The 21,059-nt window shown below is 63.0% G+C and carries 17 protein-coding genes and 1 pseudogene; 7 read left to right on the forward strand and 11 right to left on the reverse strand.

Annotated elements, in window-relative coordinates; translation table 11 throughout:
- Positions 1 to 73: 73 nt before the first annotated feature.
- Complete coding sequence (locus tag AAFX91_RS07785; protein ID WP_394566058.1) at positions 74 to 883, reverse strand: alpha/beta fold hydrolase; 810 nt, start codon at positions 881 to 883, stop codon at positions 74 to 76.
- Between the two features lie 99 nt (positions 884 to 982).
- Positions 983 to 2,527 (reverse strand): benzoate-CoA ligase family protein, encoded by a 1,545-nt coding sequence (locus tag AAFX91_RS07790; protein WP_394566059.1) that lies wholly within the window; start codon positions 2,525 to 2,527, stop codon positions 983 to 985.
- A gap of 139 nt (positions 2,528 to 2,666) precedes the next feature.
- Here AAFX91_RS07790 and AAFX91_RS07795 point away from each other — a divergent pair, with 139 nt between their 5' ends.
- Positions 2,667 to 3,575 carry a helix-turn-helix transcriptional regulator gene (locus AAFX91_RS07795; RefSeq protein WP_394566060.1) on the forward strand — a complete coding sequence of 303 codons (909 nt, stop codon included), beginning with the start codon at positions 2,667 to 2,669 and terminating at the stop codon, positions 3,573 to 3,575.
- Between the two features lie 110 nt (positions 3,576 to 3,685).
- Here AAFX91_RS07795 and AAFX91_RS07800 read toward each other — a convergent pair whose 3' ends face one another.
- Positions 3,686 to 4,471, reverse strand: coding sequence for an IclR family transcriptional regulator C-terminal domain-containing protein (locus AAFX91_RS07800; RefSeq protein ID WP_394566061.1), 786 nt, complete (start codon positions 4,469 to 4,471; stop codon positions 3,686 to 3,688).
- Between the two features lie 119 nt (positions 4,472 to 4,590).
- Between AAFX91_RS07800 and AAFX91_RS07805 the strand changes: the two genes are divergently transcribed.
- On the forward strand, positions 4,591 to 5,949 hold the full coding sequence (locus AAFX91_RS07805; RefSeq protein ID WP_394566062.1) for a Rieske 2Fe-2S domain-containing protein: 1,359 nt from the start codon (positions 4,591 to 4,593) through the stop codon (positions 5,947 to 5,949).
- 151 nt (positions 5,950 to 6,100) lie between these two features.
- Entirely contained in the window at positions 6,101 to 7,537 is a 1,437-nt protein-coding gene (locus tag AAFX91_RS07810; RefSeq protein ID WP_394566063.1) for a glutamine synthetase family protein, read from the forward strand.
- Between the two features lie 318 nt (positions 7,538 to 7,855).
- Here the strand turns inward: AAFX91_RS07810 and AAFX91_RS07815 are convergent, their stop codons facing one another.
- Both AAFX91_RS07815 and AAFX91_RS07820 read right to left on the reverse strand, forming a co-directional pair.
- Positions 7,856 to 9,337, reverse strand: a complete 1,482-nt coding sequence (locus AAFX91_RS07815; protein ID WP_394566064.1) for a GH1 family beta-glucosidase — start codon at positions 9,335 to 9,337, stop codon at positions 7,856 to 7,858.
- A gap of 17 nt (positions 9,338 to 9,354) precedes the next feature.
- Positions 9,355 to 11,037: a beta-(1-6) glucans synthase gene (locus tag AAFX91_RS07820; protein WP_394566065.1), complete on the reverse strand. Its 1,683-nt coding sequence runs from the start codon at positions 11,035 to 11,037 to the stop codon at positions 9,355 to 9,357.
- 862 nt (positions 11,038 to 11,899) lie between these two features.
- Here AAFX91_RS07820 and AAFX91_RS07825 point away from each other — a divergent pair.
- The 3 genes from AAFX91_RS07825 (at position 11,900) to AAFX91_RS07835 (ending at position 15,207) form a co-directional block, all read left to right on the forward strand.
- Complete coding sequence (locus AAFX91_RS07825; RefSeq protein WP_394566066.1) at positions 11,900 to 12,424, forward strand: SGNH/GDSL hydrolase family protein; 525 nt, start codon at positions 11,900 to 11,902, stop codon at positions 12,422 to 12,424.
- A gap of 1,382 nt (positions 12,425 to 13,806) precedes the next feature.
- Positions 13,807 to 14,433 carry a hypothetical protein gene (locus AAFX91_RS07830; protein ID WP_394566067.1) on the forward strand — a complete coding sequence of 209 codons (627 nt, stop codon included), beginning with the start codon at positions 13,807 to 13,809 and terminating at the stop codon, positions 14,431 to 14,433.
- Between the two features lie 24 nt (positions 14,434 to 14,457).
- Entirely contained in the window at positions 14,458 to 15,207 is a 750-nt protein-coding gene (locus AAFX91_RS07835; protein WP_394566087.1) for an adenylate/guanylate cyclase domain-containing protein, read from the forward strand.
- 211 nt (positions 15,208 to 15,418) lie between these two features.
- Here AAFX91_RS07835 and AAFX91_RS07840 read toward each other — a convergent pair.
- Positions 15,419 to 15,769, reverse strand: a pseudogene (locus tag AAFX91_RS07840) (ATP-binding cassette domain-containing protein); the annotation flags it as partial.
- The gene (locus AAFX91_RS07845; RefSeq protein ID WP_394566068.1) at positions 15,739 to 16,563 is read right to left on the reverse strand and encodes a helix-turn-helix transcriptional regulator; all 825 of its coding nucleotides are present in this window, start codon (positions 16,561 to 16,563) and stop codon (positions 15,739 to 15,741) included. The pseudogene AAFX91_RS07840 and the gene AAFX91_RS07845, both read right to left, overlap by 31 nt.
- Positions 16,564 to 16,654: 91 nt before the next feature.
- Here AAFX91_RS07845 and AAFX91_RS07850 point away from each other — a divergent pair, with 91 nt between their 5' ends.
- Positions 16,655 to 17,545, forward strand: coding sequence for an SDR family oxidoreductase (locus tag AAFX91_RS07850; protein WP_394566069.1), 891 nt, complete (start codon positions 16,655 to 16,657; stop codon positions 17,543 to 17,545).
- Between the two features lie 91 nt (positions 17,546 to 17,636).
- Here AAFX91_RS07850 and AAFX91_RS07855 read toward each other — a convergent pair whose 3' ends face one another.
- The 4 genes from AAFX91_RS07855 to AAFX91_RS07870 are packed head-to-tail and all read right to left on the reverse strand — an operon-like array spanning position 17,637 to position 20,976.
- Positions 17,637 to 18,350 carry an ABC transporter ATP-binding protein gene (locus AAFX91_RS07855; RefSeq protein ID WP_394566070.1) on the reverse strand — a complete coding sequence of 238 codons (714 nt, stop codon included), beginning with the start codon at positions 18,348 to 18,350 and terminating at the stop codon, positions 17,637 to 17,639.
- Positions 18,343 to 19,122 (reverse strand): ABC transporter ATP-binding protein, encoded by a 780-nt coding sequence (locus AAFX91_RS07860; RefSeq protein ID WP_394566071.1) that lies wholly within the window; start codon positions 19,120 to 19,122, stop codon positions 18,343 to 18,345. The genes AAFX91_RS07855 and AAFX91_RS07860 overlap by 8 nt, the downstream gene beginning before the upstream one ends.
- A complete protein-coding gene (locus AAFX91_RS07865; protein ID WP_394566072.1) occupies positions 19,115 to 20,062 on the reverse strand; it encodes a branched-chain amino acid ABC transporter permease in 948 nt (315 codons plus the stop codon). The genes AAFX91_RS07860 and AAFX91_RS07865 overlap by 8 nt, the downstream gene beginning before the upstream one ends.
- On the reverse strand, positions 20,059 to 20,976 hold the full coding sequence (locus AAFX91_RS07870) for a branched-chain amino acid ABC transporter permease (protein ID WP_282531545.1): 918 nt from the start codon (positions 20,974 to 20,976) through the stop codon (positions 20,059 to 20,061). The genes AAFX91_RS07865 and AAFX91_RS07870 overlap by 4 nt, the downstream gene beginning before the upstream one ends.
- Positions 20,977 to 21,059: the final 83 nt, after the last annotated feature.

The raw sequence follows: 21,059 nt of genomic DNA on the forward strand, positions 1-21,059 counted from the left end.
ACCGCGCGAAACTACTTCGCCGTCGTCGCCATTGCCGCCACTCTGCTCTGGATAAGGTAACTGTCCACACGGCCTAGGCCGCTTGCGGCTGGTCAGTCCGCAACGCCGCCTCGGCGAAATCGGCAATCGTCTTGAGCGTTGCCCCCGGCGCCTCGCGATGTGGCGAATGGCCGGCACCTGGAATGACCGTCACATCGACCGGGCAGTAGCACTCTTCCTTGGCGATCTCGGCCTGGCGCAGCGTCCCGTACTGGTCGGCCTCGCCCTGCAGGATCGCGATGGGCACGCGGATATAGGCGAGGTATTCGGAAATATCCCAGTCGCGGAATTTCGGATCGAGCCAGGCGCCGTTCCAGCCGTAGAAGGCGTTGTCGACATCCTTGTGCCAGCGCGCCATCCTCTCCTTCAGGTTCGTGCTCTCGTACATCGTCTTGATCTCGGCGATCGACTTCACCGAGATGTCCTCGACGATGAAGTGCGGCGCGATCAATGCAATGCCCTGCAGGCGATGGTCCTGGTGCGAGCCGGCGTAGATCGCCGCGATCGACGCGCCATCGGAATGCCCGACGAAAAGCCCGCGGCGGAAGCCGATGACATCCAGCAGTTCCGGCAGCACCTCCTGCGCTTCGATGTGCATATAGTCGAGCGGGCGCGGCAGCTTCACCGGGCTCGAGGCGCCATAGCCGGCGCGCGAATAGGCGAACACGCCGGCGCCGGTCGTGTCCTGAAGCTGTTCCGGAAAGTCGCCCCACAGCCCGACCGAACCCAGGCCTTCATGCAGCATCACAATGGTCGGCGCCGTGTCGGGAGCCGGGCCGATCATGCGGTATTCGAGATCGGAGCCACTGATGTTGAGAAAGCCTGATGGTGCGAGATTTGCCATAACGTCTCCTGCTCAGTCATTCCGGACGGGTCGCGCAGCGACCCGATCCGGAATCTCGAGATTCCGGGTTCGTCCTTCGGACGCCCCGGAATGACGGCGTCATTTGCGGTCGCCGTCCCGCAACTTGAAACGCTGGATCTTGCCTGTCGCGGTCTTCGGCAGGCTCTCGACCACGTCGATCCAGCGCGGATATTTCCACGGGCCGATCTTCTGCTTGACGTACTCCTTGAGCGCCTCGTGCAGGCCATCGGTGTTCGCATCCGCGCGCAGCACCACGAAGGCCTTCGGCTTGAGCAATCCTTCCGGATCGGCTTCCGGCACGACGGCGGCCTCCAGCACGGCGGGATGGGTGATCAGCGCGCTCTCGACCTCGAAGGGCGAGACCCAGATGCCGGAGACCTTGAACATGTCGTCGCTGCGGCCGCAGAAGGTATAACGGCCCTCGGCATCGCGGATGTATTTGTCGCCGGTGCGGGTCCAATGACCTTCGAAGGTCTGCCGGCTCTTGCTGCGCTGATTCCAGTAGCCCTCGCCGGCGGAGGGCGCATCGACCAGCAGTTCGCCGACTTCGCCATCCGGCACGTCGGCGCCGTTTTCGTTGACGAGCCTCACTTTGTAGCCGGGCACGGGGCGGCCGGACGAGCCGTATTTGATGTCGCCGGGCGCATTCGACAGGAAGATGTGCAAGAGCTCGGTCGAGCCGACGCCGTCGAGGATGTCGACGCCGAAGCGCGCCTTCCAGGCATTGCCGACGGATTCCGGTAGCGCCTCGCCGGCGGAGGTGCAGATGCGCAGCCGTTTCCCCGCGGGCGTCGTCTTCGACGCTTCATCGTTCAGCATCGACGCGAACAGCGTCGGCACGCCGTAGAAGATGGTCGGATGATATTTGTTCATCAGCGCAAACATCACCGCGGGTGTCGGCCGCTCGGAATTGAGGATCGTGGTGGCTCCGACCGACATCGGGAAGGTGAGCGCGTTGCCGAGGCCGTAAGCAAAGAACAGCTTTGCCGCTGATAGCCCGACGTCGTTCTCCTGGATGCCGAGCACCTGCCTGGCGTACGTCTCCGCCGTGGCGGCGAGGTTGGAATGCAGGTGGCGCACGCCCTTGGGCATGCCGGTCGAGCCCGAGGAATAGAGCCAGAATGCGGGCTCGTCGGGATGGGTCGCGGCGGTCGTGAAGTCATCGTCCTCGCGCGCCAGCTCGTCGGAAAATGTCTTGTGGCCGTGCGCGTCCTTGCCGGAGACGACAACATGCTCGAGGTCAGGCATCCGCCCGACGATGTCCTTCACCACCGGCAGCAGCGCTTCGGAGATGAACAGCACCCGCGCACGGCAGTCGGCGAGCACATAGGCGTATTGATCGGCGGTGAGCAGCGTGTTCAGCGGCACCGGCACCACGCCGGCGCGGATCGCGCCCAGAAACACGATCGGGAAATCGACCGTGTCGAGCATGATCATCGCCACGCGCTCCTCGCGGCGGACGCCGAGACGACGCAGCAGATTGCCAAGACGGCGTGTCTGCCGCTGCAGCTCGCCGTAGCTGAGTTGCGAGACGGTGTCGTCGAAGACGAGCTTGTCGCCGCGGCCCTCATCGACGTTGCGGTCCAATAGCCAGCTCACCGCGTTGTAGGAGGTGCCGCTCATGCCCTGCTCCCTACGCCAAAGCACGCCACCACGTCTCTCCCCAGATTTAAGAATTATAATTCATAGAAAGCCACCGGAGCGGCTTGCTGTCAATCCTGGACGGCACTATCCTTCCTGACTTCTCCGTGCGTGGGGGGATATGACCGAAAAGCCCGATCCCGAAACCGATTTCCTCGAACAGCTCGGCCAGCGCGTGCGCACGATGCGCGCGCTGCGCGGCATGTCGCGGAAAGTGCTCGCCAAGGTTTCGGGAATTTCGGAGCGCTATATCGCGCAGCTCGAAAGCGGCAAGGGCAATGTCTCGATCGTGCTGCTGCGCCGGGTGTCGCACGCGATGGGCGCGCATCTGGAGGACCTGATCCCCTCCGCTGAGCCGGCGCCGGACTGGGCCGTGATCCGCGATCTCCTGCGCAAGGCGACGCCTGAGCAGATCGCTCATACCAAGGACATCCTCGCCGGCGGCAGCGCATCCGCGCCGCGGCGCGCCTCGTTCTCAGGCATTGCCCTGATCGGGTTGCGCGGCGCCGGCAAATCCACGCTCGGCAGGATGCTGGCAAAGCGGATCGGATGGAGCTTTGTCGAGCTGAACAAGGAGGTCGAGCGCGAGAACGACCTCTCCGTCGCCGAGATCATCGCGCTTTACGGCCAGGAAGGTTTCCGGCGCATGGAGCAGGTCGCGCTGAAGCAATTGCTGGCGCGGAACGAATTGATGGTGCTCGCGACCGGCGGCGGCATCGTCTCCGAGCCCCTCACCTTCGACCTGATCCTGTCGTCGTTCTACACGATCTGGCTCAAGGCCGAGCCGGAAGAGCACATGGCGCGGGTGCGCCGCCAAGGCGACCTGCGGCCGATGGCCGACGATCGCTCCGCGATGGCGGAGCTTCGCAACATCCTGGTCAGCCGCGAGCCGCTTTATTCGCGTGCTTCCGCGGTGGTCGATACGGCCGGACTTTCGGTGGATGCCGCCGCCGCACGGCTGATCGAAGCGGTAACGCCGGTATTGCAGAACCAGGCGCGGAGTTTTGGATTGCGCAGCGTGGCGATGTAGCTGCAACGCGACGACCGCGTAGCCCGGGTGAAGCGCAGCGCAACCCGGGGAAACCCTGTCCGCCCACGAAACACCCCGGATTACGCTTCGCTCCATCCGGGCTACATGCTTCAGAGTAACCTGCCCTTCACACTCTCCGCTCCCTCTCGCAGCAGCGGCAGAAAGCGTTCGATCAATTCTTCCGTCGGCACGCGATCGACATGGGCGCCCATATTGATGGCGGCGACGATGGTGTCGTCGTACCGGCGGACCGGCACCGAGATCGAGCGGAAATGCGGCTCGGCTTCGCGGTCCACCAGCGAGTAACCCTTTTGCCGATCGGCGATGATGGCGGCGAGCAGCCGCTTCGGATCGGTCACCGCCTGCGGCGTCAGCGCCTCGCGGCGCATCGCCTTTAGTCTCATTGCCAATTCATCATCGCTGAAGCGGCCGAGCATGGCGCGGCCGACCGAGGTGCAGAAGGCCGGCAGGCGGTAGCCGATATCGAGACCGCTGGAGAACATCCGCGCCGGGCTGCCGCGCGCGACGAACACCACCTCCTCGCCATCGAGCAAGGCGAGCGAGCTGATCTCCTGCGCCGCGCTCGCGATGCGATCGAGCACCGGCTGCAGCACCGCGATCACCTGGTTCGAGCGCAGGTACGATCCTGCAAGGGTCAGCACATGCGCCGTGAGCGTGAACAGCTTGCCATCAGTCGCGACAAACCCGCCGCGTTCAAGCGTGAACAGGATGCGCCGTGCCGTGGCACGCGGCAGGTCGGCGGCACGCGCGAGATCGCTCAGCGTCGCGGGTCCCGTAATGGTGCCGAAGATCTGGAGCAGCCGCAGCCCACGGTCGAGGCTTTCGACGAAATCGGTGGCGCGCTCCTCGCGATCCTCACGCTTCAGCTTCGGCATGGGTCCGTCCTGGCGGCGCAGATCAAAAATTGTGCTTGCCGCTCGATTAAGCCATGTCATAATTCGCCCATTCGTTCAATAGGCGAACAAATCCAAACGTCCCGGGGAGGACTGCCGCCATGATGAGCCAGGAGCAGAACGACCTGATCACCCGCACCGGGCCGAAGGATCCGTGCGGGAAATTGATGCGAATGTACTGGCAGCCAGCGGCGCTGGTGGACGAGCTCGAGGGGCCGCGGCCGGTGCGTCCGGTCAGGCTGCTTGGCGAAAACCTCGTGCTGTTTCGCGACGAGCAAGGCCGCTACGGCCTGATCGACCGCCACTGCGCGCATCGCGGCGCCGACCTCGCCTTCGGCCGGCTCGAACATGGCGGGCTGCGCTGCGCCTTCCACGGCTGGCTGTTCGACGTCACCGGCCAATGCCTCGAGACGCCGGCCGAGCCGAAGACCTCGCAGCTTTGCAAGGGCATCCGGCAGCGCTGCTATCCCGTGGTCGAGAAGAGCGGCATCCTCTGGGCCTATCTCGGCGAAGGCACCCCGCCGGCGTTTCCAGAGATCGACTGCTTCGTGGCACCCGGCAGCCACACCTTCGCATTCAAGGGCCACATGAACTGCAACTGGCTGCAGGCGCTCGAAGTCGGCATCGATCCCTCGCACGCCTCCTACCTGCACCGCCTCTTCGAGGACGAGGACACCTCGACCGCGTACGGAAAACAGTTCCGCGGCGCTTCCGCCGGCAGCGACATGCCGATGACCAGGATCCTGCGCGAATACGACCGTCCCATCATCAATGTCGAGCACACCGAATACGGCCTGCGGTTGATCGCGCTGCGCGAACTGGATGAAGAGCGCACGCATGTTCGCGTGACCAACCAGCTTTTCCCGCACGGGTTCGTCATCCCAATGAGCACGGAGATGACAATCACGCAGTGGCATGTGCCTGTCGATGACGAGAACTGCTATTGGTACGCGATCTTCACCAGCTACGCGACGCCGGTCGACAAGAAGAAAATGCGCGACCAGCGGCTCGAGCTCTACGAGCTGCCGGACTACAAGTCGCGCAAGAACAGGTCGAACGATTACGGCTTCGATCCGCACGAGCAGATGACCGCGACCTACACCGGCATGGGCAACGATATCAACGTCCACGACCAGTGGGCAGTGGAATCGATGGGCCCGATCCAGGACCGCACCAAGGAGCATCTCGGCCAAAGTGACAAGGCGATCGTGCAGTATCGCCGGCTGCTGCGGCAGGAGATCGAGAAGGTGTCCGGCGGCGAGAAGCCGATGCTGTTCCTCGACGAGGCGACGTCCCGCAGCATCCAGGGGCCCGCGACCATGGACGGCATAGGGCCGACCCAGGGCTGGGAGCTCTACTGGATGGAAGTCGACGTGAAGCGGCGCCGCGGTGCACCTTGGGCCGCGCCGGTGCCGAGCGAGATCGCCGGCAAGGTGCGGCATCTCTCGGCGGCCGAGTGATGCTGCTTTACCCGTCATTGCGAGCGAAGCGAAGCAATCCATCCATCCGCACGCGCGGAGGCAATGGATTGCTTCGCGGAGCCTGTCATCGGGCGGCGCTTCGCGCCGACCCGGTGGCTCGCAATGACGACCAATGCAAAGGAACGGCGCGTTGAGCTTTGTCCAGCGTCACGGCCTATGGTCGGATGAGCAGAAGGAGGCGGCGGCGCGCGTCCGCCGCATCGTCGAAGAGAAGAACCTCGAAGTCGTCAGGCTGTCGTTTCCGGACCAGCATGGCATCCTGCGCGGCAAGACGCTGATCGCAACCGAGGCGGTGCGCGCACTCGAAAGCGGCTGCTCCATCACCACGACCATGCTTGCGAAGGACACCTCGCATAGGACGGTGTTTCCGGTGTTCACCGCCGGCGGCGGCTTCGGCATGAAAGAGATGGAGGGCGCCGCCGACGTGTTGATGGTGGCCGATCCCACCACGTTCCGCGTGCTGCCATGGGCGCCCACGACAGGCTGGCTGCTCTGCGACATCTATTTCAATGACGGCCGGCCGGTGCCGTTCGCGACACGCAGCCTCTATCGCAGGGTGCTCGAACAGCTCGGCGCGCGCGGCTATGATTTCGTTGCCGGGCTCGAGGTCGAATTCCATCTCTTCAAGCTCGACGACGCGCATATGGCACCGGAGGATTCCGGCCAGCCGGGGCGGCCGCCCTCGGTCAGTCTGCTCTCGCACGGCTATCAATATTTGACCGAGCAGCGCTACGACCAGATGGAGCCGGCGCTCGAGATCATCCGCCGCGACGTGCTCGCGCTCGGCCTGCCGCTGCGCTCGGTCGAGGTCGAGTTCGGCCCGAGCCAGTGCGAATTCACGTTCCGGCCGACCGCAGGCATCGAACCTGCCGATACCATGGTGCTGTTCCGAGCCGCGGTGAAACAGATCGCGCGGCGCCATGGCTATCACGCGACCTTCATGTGCCGGCCGAAGCTGCCGAACGTGTTCGCAAGCGGCTGGCACCTGCATCAGTCGCTGGTGTCGCGCACAAGCGGCGAGAATGCCTTCATGGCAAAGGAGACCGACCGGACCTTGAGCCCGTTCGGGTCCTGCTATCTCGCCGGGCTGTTGGAGCATGCCCGCGCCTCCACCGTGTTCACGACGCCGACGATCAACGGCTACAAGCGCTATCGCTCCTATTCGCTGGCGCCGGACCGCGCGATCTGGGGCCGCGACAATCGCGGCGTGATGATCCGCGTGCTCGGCGGCGCGGGCGATCCCGCGACGCGGCTGGAGAACCGGATCGGGGAGCCGGCCGCCAACCCGTATCTCTACATGGCCTCGCAGATCCTGTCGGGCCTCGACGGCATCGACCGCAAGCTCGATCCGGGACCGTCGGCCGACGCGCCCTATGAGACCAGGGCGGCGCTATTGCCGAAGAGCCTGCGCGAGGCGGTGTTCGCGCTGAGCGACGATCCGTTCTTCCGCCAGTCATTGGGCGCGGAGTTCGTCGATTACTACGTGCATATCAAGAACGCCGAGATCGAACGCTTCCAGGCCGAAGTCTCCGACTGGGAGCATCGCGAATATTTTGAGATGTTCTGAACGGGTACGCCGCGAATAAGGACAGCAGCCCTCCCCCATCACGGCGATATTTCTCACGCGCACGTGACTCGGTTTCGCGCTTCGTCGCCCGACGAAATCCACTATGACCGCGACGAAACCATTTTCGCGACGCCGCGAAAATCTCCTGAAAGAATAAGGGATCAACTTATCCGTATGATCAACAGCGGAGTTCGATCATGTTGGCATATTTGATCGGCATCATTTACCGCTTCGCCTGCCGCGCCAGCCTTGCGCAAATGGGACGGCATCATCTGGGCCGCTGACGGGCAGCGGAAAGCATTTAGGTGCGCCGGCGTATCAGACCACTGTGTTTTGCTTGATGACCTCACGGTAGAATGAAGCGCTCAATTTTGCCGTACGGCGTTGCGTCTTGAAGTCGACGTGGTAGAGCCCGAAGCGTTTCTGGTAGCCGTCCGCCCATTCAAAATTATCGATCAGGCTCCACAGGAAGTAGCCGGCCACGGGCACTCCCTGCGACGTCGCGCGCTGCAACTGCTGCAAATAATTGCGGAGATACATCACCCGATCCAGGTCGTAGACATTGCCGTCCGCTGCCGGCTCGTCTACCGACGACGTCCCGTTCTCGGTGATGTAGATCGACCGCACGCCCCACAGCTTCGCCGCGTGACGCGGCGCCCAATACATCGCCTCGGGGCCGAACCGGAGCCAATCCGCATCCATATGTGGGAATGATGCCGGAAACGGCGCCAAGGTGAAGCCGCGCTCATTATCGGCGGCCAGCACGTAATGGTCGGGCTTGTAGATGTTCAGCCCCAGAAAATCGATCGGCGACGAGATGATGCGGAGATCTTCAGTCGTGTATTTTGGAGCATCCTTTCCGGCCTGAGCCAGAAAGCCGTCGCTGTACTGTCCCTCGAACATCACGGTCAGATAGCCGCCGTTGAGTTCGCGTGTCGCAATTTCGGCGGCACGGACGTTCGCGGGTGTGTCGATCGCCGGTATGCAGACGACCAGGTTCTCCGCAGGCCCGACCTTGGTTGCCGGCCGGCCACGCGCACGGATCGCCTGCACCGACAGGCCGTGCCCCAGCGCGACGTTGTGACGGATCTGATTCAATTCGGCTTGCGGCAGCTTCAAACCGGGGGCGTCGATCCCAAGGCCGTGACCGAGATGAACGAGCCTCGAACATTCGTTGATGGTGAAGATGTGGCTGACGCGGTCGGTCAGGCGTTCGGCGACATAAGCCGCGTAATCCGCAAAGGCCCTCGCGGTGTCGCGAGACATCCAGCCGCCGAAACGGTCCTGCAACGCCTGGGGCAGATCCCAATGATAGAGCGTCGCAAACGGCTCTATGTCGTTTGCCAGGAGTTCGTCGATCAACCGATCGTAGAAGTCCAGCCCTTTCGGATTTGGCGTGCCCGATCCATCCGGGAAGATACGCGGCCAGGCGATCGAGAACCGATACGCCGTGGCTCCCAGCGCCTTCATCAACTGGACGTCGTCGCGGTACAGGCGATAATGATCATCAGCGACATCCGCATTGCTGTTGTCGATAATGGTCCCAGGCGTGTGGGCAAAGCGATCCCAGATCGCCGGGCCGCGGCCGTCTTCGTTGATGGCTCCTTCGATCTGATAGGCCGAGGTCGCCGTGCCCCAGCGGAAGTCGGCCGGAAAGCCGGCGAGCGAGTTTTCGCTGATGGCACTGACCTCCTGCGGCTTGCCGGGGTCGGCCGGATAGGCTGGCGCGGCCGACAATCCGAGCGCTGCCCCACCGGCGAGCGTTGCGAAATGACGCCGTGAAAGTCCATCCAACGACATCGATGTGCTCCAGAGATTCACCGGTCGCGCGACGACCACAGCGCGGCGCCAAGCAGGACAAACGCGGCCGCGGTCCATAGCGACTGCCAGTTTTGAATGCCTTCATTCAGCAGGATGTAGACCGCCGCCGCCGCGAACAGACCCGCGAATACCGACTCGGACGTTGCGCAGACTTCCGGCTTTCGACGGTTCAGCAGCGTCACCACCAGGATCGGCACCGCCGCCATGGTCAAGCTGGCAAACGGAAAGTCGCGCGACCGCGGGTCGAACATGAGGCCCAGTGCGCTTTCCGTTGCGGCCAGGGCGGTGACGAGGAGCACAGCGCCGAGAAGCAGTGCCGGCAGCGATCGTGTTCGCATCTCGCGCGGTCCGACCAATTCCGCAAACGCCGGGAGCGCGCGGCCCGACATCAAGGCGTTCATGCACAGGAGCGGCAGAGCCGTTGCTGCGATCAACAGCGTTCCTTGCCGCATCAATCCGGCAAAGCCGTAGTTTTCGTAGAGCGCATTCTCGACGCTGATACCGAGCAGGATTCCGCCGACGGTGGCGGATGCCGCCACCGCAAGCCAACGCGGCAATGCCGTTGGCGCGGCCGAGCGCAATCGCGCCAACAACGCCGTGATGAACACGGCAATGCTGAAAGCAAGGCCAGCGCCGAGCTGCAGCTTCCAGAACGGATAGTTGCTGACGGCGGCTCCGGGTGAATATTTCAGCCGCCGGCTTGCTCCATCGAGCCACCCCCAATGAGCGCCCACCGTCCCTTCCCACTGGCGCTTCCATGGCTCGTCATACGCTTCGAACAAATTGACACGAACGTTCTCCCGACTAGCCTTGTCGAGGAGGTCGAAGGTGAAGCGCGCCTGATTGATGCGCGATGGCAGCGCGCCGTCGCGCATGCGTCCTCGGCTCGGCCAGCCGGCCTCGCCGATGAAGATCTCCTTTCCGGGAAATGCCAGCGCGACCTTGTTGCGTGCGTCGAGCACATGCTGGGGTGCGTGCTCGGCGCGGGGCGGAACGTCTTCCCAATAGGGCAGGACGTGGATCGTCACGAAATCGACCTCATGGCCGAGCTCCGGGTAGCGCAGCCAGAAGTCCCAGGTGTCGGCGTAGCTCACGGGGACGCTGACGCGGCCTTTGGCGGAGCGGATGGCTTCGCGAAGGCCCGCCTCGGGCAATTCACCCCGGAGCAGCACCTCATTGCCGACGATGACGGCGGTGACCACGTCAGTGAATTGGTTGGCCAGCGACACCGCAGTTTCGATGAGGCTGGCGTTCTTCAGGCGATCACGTCCGATCCAGACGCCGAGGATCACCTTAAGCCCGACCTTTGACGCGAGCTCCGGCACCTTGTCCAGGCCGTTCTCCACCGAGTAGATGCGGATGCAGTTGGTGATCTTGGCAAGATCGGCGATGTCTTCCGCGATCTGGTCCGGGCTGATGACGACGGAGGAATTCCACGGCGTCTGGTGGCCGCGGAATGGCGCGTAGGAAACACAATCCAGTTTTTTCGCGAGATCGACCGGCGCATGTCCCAGTGGGACCGGCATCGCCAGCCAGCACCACGCCGCGACGATGGTGCACATGGACAGCAAGAACAGCCACAGCGGCGCTGCAACCCTGAGCGGCGCTCTTGTTGCAGTGCCACCGGGCGACCGGCCAGCACGGTTCGGGCTTAATCCGGCGGGAACATCGAGCTGCATCAGGCAACGCTCCGGGCTGCATCCGAACCGACGATCGCAGCGGAGCGCGAGGAACCATCCAGGTCGCTGAAGAAGGCGATTGAAGACATTGTTTCAAATGCTTTAGCTTGGCTCGGTCAAGCCAAGGCTAAATTCCCAGATCGACCATAGACGACTACGACAGACCACGTCCGTAGATTTACGGAACAAGTATAGCAGTGTCTTTCATTCGCCTACAAACGCAGGAATGGCAATGGGCAAGCTACGCGCGTTCTTGATGAAAGCCCCGGCGATTGCGCGGGGAAGCCATTGATGCGGCGACGCGAGTTCATTGCAGGCGCTGCGGCGCTGGCGGCCTATATGCAACTTTCGAGGCAGAGTAGTCTGCTGACGCCGGCCTATGGCGAGGTACTGCCCCTCGGCAATCCGCTGCCCACTGGCTTTTACAATTTTACCGGCTCTAACCTCCCCAATTGGCAGAGAGCATCGGCGGCGCAGCAGCGCGGGGAAGCCAATGCGATCATCGGGTGCCTCGGCGATTCAACGGTCGCCGGCCAGGGTGCTGCCAGCAATGAACTCGCCTCCAATGCCAAGAGCAAGTCGTGGCCAACGCAATTGGCAAGACTGATCCCGAACGGAAGCTGGTCAAGCGTATGGGGTGACAACAACGTCAGCGCCGCCGCCGGTGACGTTCATGCCTTCGATGCGCGGCTTCATCGCGCCGGTTGGGCGATCAGTAACATAAGGGCTTCCGAAACGCTCTGCGGAGGATCTTTTCACGGCCAACCGAGCGCGATTTCACAGTCCTTCACCCCGACCAACCCGATAGACACCATTGAAGTCTGGTACGCCCGCTCGCCCGAAAGCGGACGTTTCACGATCGATGTCGATTTTGACCGGGCTGAGATGCTTCAACTCGGCAATCAGGGAAGTGTCCGTCTACAATCTTGGCGGCTGCCGCTGGGGCAGCGCAGACTTCGTGGTCGACAGCCACCCTTGGAATACGTTGCCGGCCGTCACGGCGATAGCACCGAACCTGGTGATATTCCAGGCCGGCATCATCAACGATTGGGACGATCGCATTCCGCTTTCGACGGTCACCTCGAACATGACGACGGTGATCAATGCGCTGAAATCGGTGAACTCCGACGTGATTCTGATGAGCGGGGCTCCGTCCGAGGCGGGCGTCTTTGCGTCTTACCCGACGCAGGCAGCCTATGTTGCCAATATGAAATCGCTCGCTTACGCCGCCAATGTGCCGTTTATCGACATTTGGGGACTCTTTGGCGGGACCTGGAATTCATCCGCGATGAACGATCCATTGCATCCGAACCAGACCGGCTACGCGCTCATCGCCGGCTATGCGGGCATCGCCATTCTCGATCCTTCCGCGCGCAGCCTGAGCTAGCACGAAGCAATCCACATCTCCACGATCGGCGCGATGGATTGCTTCGCTTCGCTCGCAACGACCGGTGGTGAGTTCTGGTTCGAATTTCAAACAGCTCACCGCTGTCGTCCCCGCGAAGGCGGGGACCCATAACCACAGGGAGGTGTTATCGCGCGAGCAAGCGGCGGTGGCGGAGCACATCACGAAATCCTGTGGTTATGGGTCCCGGGTCAAGCCCGGGACGACGAGGGGAGAAATCACGATTCAAATGTCAAACAGCGTGAGGATGTGAGTTCGCGTTCTCGCGGCATGGATTGCCCGAGCTTTGCGTCACTTTCCACCCTCCTCGATATCAGAGGGCGCAGGGAAAGCCGGGTGCTGGTTGCACCCGTGGGTCCCGTGCAACAAAAAGCACGGGGGTAGGACCACAGGTTCAACCGAAGCATTCCGGCTTTCCCTGCGCGATGGTGTTACGGCTTACTTCGCGCTCTCCCCGGTGACCGGGCTTTCTTGCCACCGTCGCCTCAAGCGCGAACTTGTTCGCGCGAAAAACTTAGCGCCAGCGTCGGGGCGCCAGGACCACACGACTTCGCCGTCCGTGATGCGCGCGCTCGTCAGTCACACACTTCACGTCCACCGCATCTCACCGCAACGTTCGTGACGATCGCGAGCCGCCCCTCATTCGCGCTGAGACGCGCGGAGTTAAATCACTGATTTGCCCGACGACGGAAGCGGAATGTTTTTTCTGCGAGGGCTGGACAGACTTTTGCTGATTTGCCCGTCGGGTTGTTTTGTCGCACCCAAAGCGTCCACATCGTCATTGCGGGGCGATGCGACAGCATCGAGCCCGGAATCCATTTCACCACAGGCGCTTGCGGCCCAATGGATTCCGGGCTTGCATGCTTCGCACGCATCCCGGAATGACGGCGAAGTTTGCGGCGAGCGACGGCGCAAGGCGTCACCCACTATCATAGTCGCAAGCGAACGCCGGGCTATGCTTCGTCATCAATTGGGCCGTGGGCTCATTAGCGCAGAGCTACAACCGTGGGCCTCACCGGCTGCCAGTGCGATCCAGACCGGCAGGCGTTGATACCGACCAAATCGAGGTGTCGATCATCCGGACAGCTTCGTCACCGTTCGCCCTTGTCATGCTTTAGCGGCCAAGCGGACATCAACCGATCGGTACACCCGGCTCACTCGGTCGAAAATGACCCGGAACGGACCTCCCGCGATGCCTGGTTGATGCGCTGCCGAGCATACAGCTGACATCCATTTTCGCGAGTAGGTCGATGTCCTCAGCCTGAGCTGATGACCTGAAACTCATGTATCACTACACTGATTGTTGGTTGCGGCTGCTGATGTCCGTTACTGTGCTGCAGCCGCCCAATCGAAGGAGACCGCCCGTGACCACGCTTGTCGAGCGCCGCGACTTGCCCGCCGCGCTCCCCGCGCGCAGTCGGCGCGACACCGAAACTGACACCGTTCAGTTTGCGCAGGCTGCGCTCGCAGCGGCTAAGCAGGAGGGCCTGCGGCTGGCGGTGCGGGCGCGCTATGTCGCGCTTGCCGTAATCGCCTGCCTGTTGCCGATTATCAACCCGGCATGGGAGCAGCTATATTATGTGGCTCTGCTGGGCCTGTTCGCGCTGATCGGCTGGGCTCAGGCCAGAGTCGGGCGGGTCGGCGTGTCGAGGCCGGAGCTTGCGCTGCTGTTCTGCGACCTCGCGCTGCTGACGTTCGTCATCGTGGGACCGAATCCCCTCGGCTCCGGGCACTGGCCGGCGGCGATGCAACTCCATTTCGGCAACTTCATCTATTTTTTCGTGCTTCTATCGGGCGCCACGCTGGCCTATTCCTGGCGAACGGTTATCGCGGTCGGAACGTGGACCTCGGCCCTCTGGATCATCGGCATTGCCTGGGTGTGGTGGCAGCCCGATCGCGATCCCGCGCTGACCGCCCGTATCGCAGCGGCAATCGGCAGCGATCACCGGCTGTTTCAACTGATCTCGCCCAACTCGATCGTGTTCGGCTAGCGCATTCAGGAGATCGTCGTGTTCATGATCGTCGCGGTGACGCTCGCCGTGGCGGTGCGCCGCAGCAATGATCTCTTGATCCGCCATGCCGCGGTGGAGCGCGAACGCGGCAATCTCGCGCGCTACTTCTCGCCGAACGTGGTCGAGGAATTGTCAGGGCATGACGAGCCACTGAAGCAGGTGCGCACGCAAAACGTCGCGGTGCTGTTCGTCGACATCGTCGGCTTCACGGCCTTTGCCGACGCGCGCACGCCGGACGAGGTCGTGCGCACCTTGCGCGAATTCCACGCGCTGATGGAGCAGGAGGTTTTCCGTCACAGCGGCACGCTGGACAAATATCTCGGCGACGGGCTGATGGCGACCTTCGGCACGCCGTTCGTCGGAAAGGCCGACGCCATTAACGCGCTACGCTGTGCGCAGGCGATGATGTCGGCGGCGGATCGATGGAACAACCAGCGCAAAGCGGCGGGCGAGACCCCGATCCGCGTCAGTTTTGGCTTGCATTATGGGCCGGTCGTGCTCGGCGACATCGGGCTGACCTGTCTCGAATTTGCGGTGATCGGTTCGACCGTGAACGCCGCAAGCCGGCTCGAAGCCTTGACCCGCGCGCTCGACTGCGCGCTGGTGGCGAGCGACGATCTCGTCAGGCAGGCCAGGACCGAACTCGACAGTGCAGAAGCGGTGTTTCGTCCCCTGATGGCCCAGGCCCCGCAGACCATCCGCGGGCTCGAGCAGCCGATCGCGGTCTGGACGCAGGCACGCGCGGAGGGGTGATAGATCGCGGTGATCGCAACAGGCTTGGCACTTTCGGAGCCTCGGTTTCGCATGAAGCCAAGCCTACTATCCCGAAGCGTCGTCCGACGAAGGAGTTACGACGCAGTTCGATTTTGTCTGTTCCGCAGATGATTGATCAGCCCAGAGAACAGATGGCTGCTTCTGGCCCATCATTTGGTACCGCGCAGCAATCGCGGCGCCAAGCCGCGCCTCAAATCCCGAGATACCGGTGCTGCAGATCGGGCTCGGCGACCAGTTGCTCTGATGTGCCGCTCCACACGGTGCAGCCGCGATCGATGATGTAGTGGCGGTCGACGATGCGGGCGAGGTTGCCGACGTTCTTGTCGATCACGAGCACGGATTGGCCGCGCCCTTTCAGCATCGAGAGGCAGCTCCAGATCTCGTCGCGGATAAGCGGGGCAAGGCCTTCGGTGGCCTCATCCAGGATCAGGAGTTTGGGATTGGTCATCAGCGCGCGGCCGATTGCGAGCATCTGCTGCTCGCCGCCGGAGAGCGTGACGCCCATCGCGCCTACTTCGGAAAAGACTTCAGCAGCGCGCGGATCTTGTCCGCGTCCGCGGGCGTTGCAGGATTGTAGATCACCATATTGAGGTCGGGCCGGCCATCGACGGCGAAAGCAGAAAACTCCATCGAGAGCGGTCCCGCGGTGGGATGATGGAGGACTTTCACGCCATCGCCGTGCCCTTGCACGTCGTTGTCACGCCACATTGCCGCGAATTCGGGGCTTGTCGCGGAGAGTTCATCGACCAGCGATTGCACATTGCGCGCCGCACCGGCGCGCGCCACATCCGCGCGGAAGGACGCCACCACATAGCGCGCCACACTTTGCCAGTTGGACTGCGCTGCGCGCACGCGGCTATCGCGGAACATCATGCGCAGAACATTGCGCTGCCCATCCGGCAGTTTGCTGTAGTCGGTGAGGACCGTCGCGGCGGCCCTGTTCCACGCGATCAAATCCCATGTCGCCGTGCGAATAAAAGCGGGACTGTATTCCAGCGTATCGAGCACCCGTTGCAGATGGGGTGAGATACCTTCGGGCGCATGATAGCGGACTTCGGGTGGCCGGCCTAGGCCGAGCAGAAACAGATGTTCGCGCTCCACGTCGGTCAGCATCATGGCTCGGGCAATGCGATCCAGCACGTCGGCCGAGGGTGCTCCGCCGCGCCCCTGCTCCAGCCAAGTGTACCATGTGGCGCTCACATTCGCGCGCTGCGCCACTTCTTCGCGCCGAAGTCCCGGCGTTCGCCGCCGCTTCAGCGGAAAGCCGAATGCCGTAGGATCGAGCTTCGCGCGACGATCCTTGAGATAAGCCCCGAGCGAGTTCGCGTCCGTCATCCTGTTAGCGATTATACCTGTATAATCTCACTACTTTACCCGAATGACGAGCTTAGCAATATCCCGGCATTCCGAACAGGGAGTGCTTCTCATGCGCGTATTCGTCACCGGCGCCGCCGGATTTATCGGCACCGAAACTACAAAAGAACTCATCGCCAACGGGCATCAAGTCGTCGGCCTCGCGCGCTCCGAAGCGAACGTCGAGACGCTCGAGAAACTAGGCGCGGAGGTTCATCGCGGCTCGCTGCAGGACCTGGAAAGCCTGAAGCGCGGCGCAAGGGATTCGGACGGCGTGATCCATCTGGCCTTCATCCATGATTTCTCGAAATTCGCGGAGAATGGCGCGATCGACAAGGCCGCCATCGAAGCAATGGGCGACGTGCTGGCTGGCACGAACAAGCCTTTCATCGTGACCTCGGGAACGGGCCTCATCGCGCCAGGTGTGATGATCACCGAAGATATGCGACGCGATTCAAGCCCGCATGTTCCGCGCGTGTCCGAGCAGGCCGGTTTGGCCTATGCGTCGCGTGGTGTGCGCGCGATGGCAATACGCCTGCCGCAAGTGCATGGCGCCGACGGAAAAGCTGGGTTGATCACTTATCTGCTCGAGCTCGCGCGTCAAAAAGGCGCCGCCGCCTATATCGGCGAAGGCGCCGAACGCTGGGCAGCGGCGCATAGGCTGGATGTCGCCCGTTTATACCGGCTTGCGTTGGAGAAGGGCGCGGTAGACGGAATTTACCACGCGGTTGGCGAGGAAGGCGTACCCATGCGCCAAGTCATCGAAGTGATCGGCCGCGCGTTGAATGTGCCGGTCGTTTCGATCAAGAAGGAAGAGGCGGCCGATTATTACGGGCCACTGGCAATGTTCGCCGGTTTGGACATGCCGGCCTCCAGCGCTTTGACGCAGCAGCGGTTGGGCTGGACGCCCACTGGGGCTAGCTTGATCGCCGACATCGGCCAGCCGGGTTACTTCAAGGTTTGAGCGGGAGGTTGGGCGCGAAGCGGACATCGACTTCAGTGGGTCGCGCAAGCGGGGTACGCGGCCCAGCTCGTCCAGACCGCCAAGCCGTACATCAAATCCCGAGATAGCGGTGCTGCAGATCGGGCTCGGCGACCAGTTGCTCCGACGTGCCGCTCCACACGGTGCGGCCGCGCTCGATGATGTAGTGGCGGTCGGCGATGCGGGCGAGGTTTCCGACGTTCTTGTCGATCACGAGCACGGATTGGCCGCGCCCCTTCAGCATCGAGAGGCAGCTCCAGATCTCGTCGCGGATCAGGGGCGCGAGGCCTTCGGTGGCCTCGTCCAGGATCAGGAGTTTGGGATTGGTCATCAGCGCGCGGCCGATTGCGAGCATCTGCTGCTCGCCGCCGGAGAGCGTGACGCCCATGTTGCTGCCGCGTTCGGCGAGGCGCGGAAACAGCGCGTGGATCTTTTCCAGCGTCCAGGGATCGGAGCTGCTCTGGCGATTGCCTGAGGCGGCGACCAGGTTTTCGCGCACCGTCAGGTTCGGGAAGATCTGCCGGCCCTCGGGCACCAGGCCGATGCCGAGTTTCGCAATTCTGTAGGATGGCAGGCCGCGAACCTGCTGCCCGGCAAAGCGGATCGCGCCTGACCGCGCCGGAGTCAGCCCCATGATGGAGCGGATCGTGGTGGTCTTGCCCATGCCGTTGCGGCCCATCAGCGCGATCATCTCGCCGCGCTTGATCGACAGCGACAGGCCGAACAGCACCTGGCTCAGGCCGTAGCAGGTCTCGATCCCTTCGACGTCGAGCAATGTGTCAGCCAATTGGGCCTCCCTGACGGGTCACCGCATGCTGTTCGCCGAGATAGGCGCGCTTCACCTCTTCATGCCGGCGGATCGCATCCGGCGTGTCGCAGGCGATGACGCGGCCATAGACCAGGACCGTGATGCGGTCGGCGAGCGCGAACACCGCTTCCATGTCGTGCTCGACCAGCACGATGGTGAACTCCTTGCGCAGCTCCTTCAACAGGTGGACCATCCGCGCGGATTCGGTGACACCGAGGCCCGCCATCGGTTCGTCCAGCAGCAAGAGCTGCGGCTTGGTCGCAAGGGCCACCGCAAGTTCGAGTTCGCGCTGCTCGCCATGGCTGAGCTCGGAGACCAGGACATCGGCGCGCGATCCGAGCCCGACGCGCTCCAGCGCCGCACGCGCAGTATCGCGCAGATGCTTCTCCTTTCGCGCGTTGCCCCAGAAGCGGAAGGAATGGCCATCATGCGCCTGCGCCGCGAGCGCGACGTTGTCGATGGCGCTGAAATCCTTCAAGAGCGAGGTGATCTGGAACGAGCGCGCCAGCCCGAGCCGGCTTCGCCGGTAGGACGGCAACCCCGTGACATCGCGACCGGCAAAATGGATGGTGCCGGAATTCGGCATCAATTGCCCGGTCAACTGACTGATCAACGTAGTCTTGCCGGCGCCGTTGGGTCCGATGATCGCATGCAGTTCGCCGCGCGGCACTTCGAGCGACAGATTGTCGGTCGCGAGGATGCCGCCGAAACGGCGCACCAGATTGTCGACGCGAAGCAGGGGATCAGCCACGACGCACCCTCCCGAGCAGGCCCATGATGCCACCACGCGCGAACAGGACGATCAAGAGCAAGAGCGGGCCCATGATCAGCGCCCAATATTCGGTGAACTGCGACAGCAATTCTTCCAGCACGAGATAGACGATTGCGCCAATCAACGGGCCGAACAGCGAGCCCATCCCGCCCAGGATCACCATCACCATGAGATCGCCGGACCGCGTCCAGTACATCACGGCCGGGCTGACGAAATCGGTGTTGTTGGCGAGCAGCGCGCCGGCAAGGCCGCAGATGGTGCCCGCGATGACGAAGCAGGTCAGCCGGTAGCGATAGGCCGGAAAGCCGATTGCCTGCATGCGCTGCTCGTTGGAGCGCACGCCCTGCACCACCAGGCCGAACCGCGAATTGACGATGCGCCAGATCAGGTAGACGCCGCCGAACAGGCAGGCGAGGCAGAGATAATAGAACTGCGTGCGGTCCGAGAGGTTGATCAGCCCGTCGAAGGTGCTGCGCTTGTAGATGGTCAGGCCGTCGTCACCGCCGTAGCGCGACAGCGCGGAGGCGACGTAATAGGCCATCTGTGCAAAGGCGAGCGTGATCATGATGAAATAGACGCCGCGGGTCCGCAACGATAGCGCGCCGATCACCAGCGCAAACAAAGCGGAGACGGCAAGCGCCACCGGCCACTGGATGAAGCCGGAGCCGATGCCCTCGGCCGCCGAGATGCCGACGGCATAGCCGCCGATGCCGAGATAGGCGGCGTGGCCGAAGCTCATCATGCCGCCATAGCCCATCATCAGGTTCAGGCTCGAGGCCGCCAGCGCAAAGATGATGATCCGCGTGAACAGCGTCAGGATGAAGATATTGCCTGTAACCGCCGAATAGACCGGCAGCAGGACAAGCGCGGCACAAACCACCGCCACGACGGCGTTGCTGGCGTTGAGCTTGGATTTCATCGCTTGGCGGCCGGAAACAGCCCCTCCGGCCGCACGACCAGCACGATCGCCATCAACAGGTAGATCAGCATCGAGGACAAAGCGGGCGCGGCGGTCGAGGCGGCGGCACCGCTCAGCACCATGCGCAGCAAATCCGGCAGGAAGGCGCGGCCGAGCGTGTCGATTATGCCGACGAAGATCGCGGCGAGGAAGGCACCGCGGATCGAGCCGATGCCGCCGATCACGATGATGACGAAGGCGAGGATCAGGATGTTCTCGCCCATTCCGATCTGCACGGTCAGGATTGGCGCCTGCATCAAACCGGCAAGGCCCGCAAGCGCGGCGCCAAGGCCGAACACCAATGTGAACAGCAGCTTGATGTTGATGCCGAGCGCGCCGGCCATCTCGCGATTGGAGGCGCCGGCGCGGATCAACATGCCGATGCGGGTGCGCATCACCACGAGATAAAGCAGCGCGGCGACCAGCAGCGCGACGACGATGATCGAGAGCCGGTAAGCCGGATAGTAGACGCCGGGCAGAAGCTGCACCGGGGTGGTCAGCCATGTCGGCAATGGCAGCGCGAGGCCGGCCGGCCCCCAGATCAGCCGCACCATGTCATTGAAGAACAGGATCAGGCCGAAGGTCGCCAGCACCTGGTCGAGATGGTCGCGGCCATAGAGATGCCTGAGTGCCACGAATTCAAGGGCGATGCCGAGCAGAAGCGTGGCGGCCAGCGCGAGGATCGCACCGAGCACGAAGCTGCCGGTCCAGCCGACAAAGGTCGCGGCGAAATAGGCGCCCATCATGTACAGCGAACCATGCGCCAGATTCACGAAATCCATGATGCCGAACACCAGCGTGAGCCCGGCCGCCAGCAGGAACAAGAGCAGGCCGAACTGCAATCCGTTCAGAAGTTGTTCGATCAGAAGGAACATCGGCGACTTATATCAGCCTCACAAACAAAACAGCGGCAGCGCATATGCACCGCCGCCTTCTCCCTCGCCCCGCCCTTGCGGGG

Origin of the sequence: Bradyrhizobium sp. 31Argb (assembly GCF_043638955.1) — a bacterium.
Lineage (GTDB): Bacteria > Pseudomonadota > Alphaproteobacteria > Rhizobiales > Xanthobacteraceae > Bradyrhizobium.

Excerpts from the sequence above, each read along its gene's own strand:
- AAFX91_RS07825 (WP_394566066.1), top strand. The coding sequence starts at position 11,900 with ATGTCGATTTTGACCGGGCTGAGATGCTTCAACTCGGCAATCAGGGAA.
- AAFX91_RS07815 (WP_394566064.1), bottom strand. The coding sequence starts at position 9,337 with ATGTCGTTGGATGGACTTTCACGGCGTCATTTCGCAACGCTCGCCGGT.
- AAFX91_RS07835 (WP_394566087.1), top strand. The coding sequence starts at position 14,458 with ATGATCGTCGCGGTGACGCTCGCCGTGGCGGTGCGCCGCAGCAATGAT.
- AAFX91_RS07800 (WP_394566061.1), bottom strand. The coding sequence starts at position 4,471 with ATGCCGAAGCTGAAGCGTGAGGATCGCGAGGAGCGCGCCACCGATTTC.
- AAFX91_RS07805 (WP_394566062.1), top strand. The coding sequence starts at position 4,591 with ATGATGAGCCAGGAGCAGAACGACCTGATCACCCGCACCGGGCCGAAG.
- AAFX91_RS07865 (WP_394566072.1), bottom strand. The coding sequence starts at position 20,062 with ATGAAATCCAAGCTCAACGCCAGCAACGCCGTCGTGGCGGTGGTTTGT.
- AAFX91_RS07845 (WP_394566068.1), bottom strand. The coding sequence starts at position 16,563 with ATGACGGACGCGAACTCGCTCGGGGCTTATCTCAAGGATCGTCGCGCG.
- AAFX91_RS07785 (WP_394566058.1), bottom strand. The coding sequence starts at position 883 with ATGGCAAATCTCGCACCATCAGGCTTTCTCAACATCAGTGGCTCCGAT.
- AAFX91_RS07870 (WP_282531545.1), bottom strand. The coding sequence starts at position 20,976 with ATGTTCCTTCTGATCGAACAACTTCTGAACGGATTGCAGTTCGGCCTG.
- AAFX91_RS07790 (WP_394566059.1), bottom strand. The coding sequence starts at position 2,527 with ATGAGCGGCACCTCCTACAACGCGGTGAGCTGGCTATTGGACCGCAAC.
- AAFX91_RS07820 (WP_394566065.1), bottom strand. The coding sequence starts at position 11,037 with ATGCAGCTCGATGTTCCCGCCGGATTAAGCCCGAACCGTGCTGGCCGG.
- AAFX91_RS07850 (WP_394566069.1), top strand. The coding sequence starts at position 16,655 with ATGCGCGTATTCGTCACCGGCGCCGCCGGATTTATCGGCACCGAAACT.
- AAFX91_RS07795 (WP_394566060.1), top strand. The coding sequence starts at position 2,667 with ATGACCGAAAAGCCCGATCCCGAAACCGATTTCCTCGAACAGCTCGGC.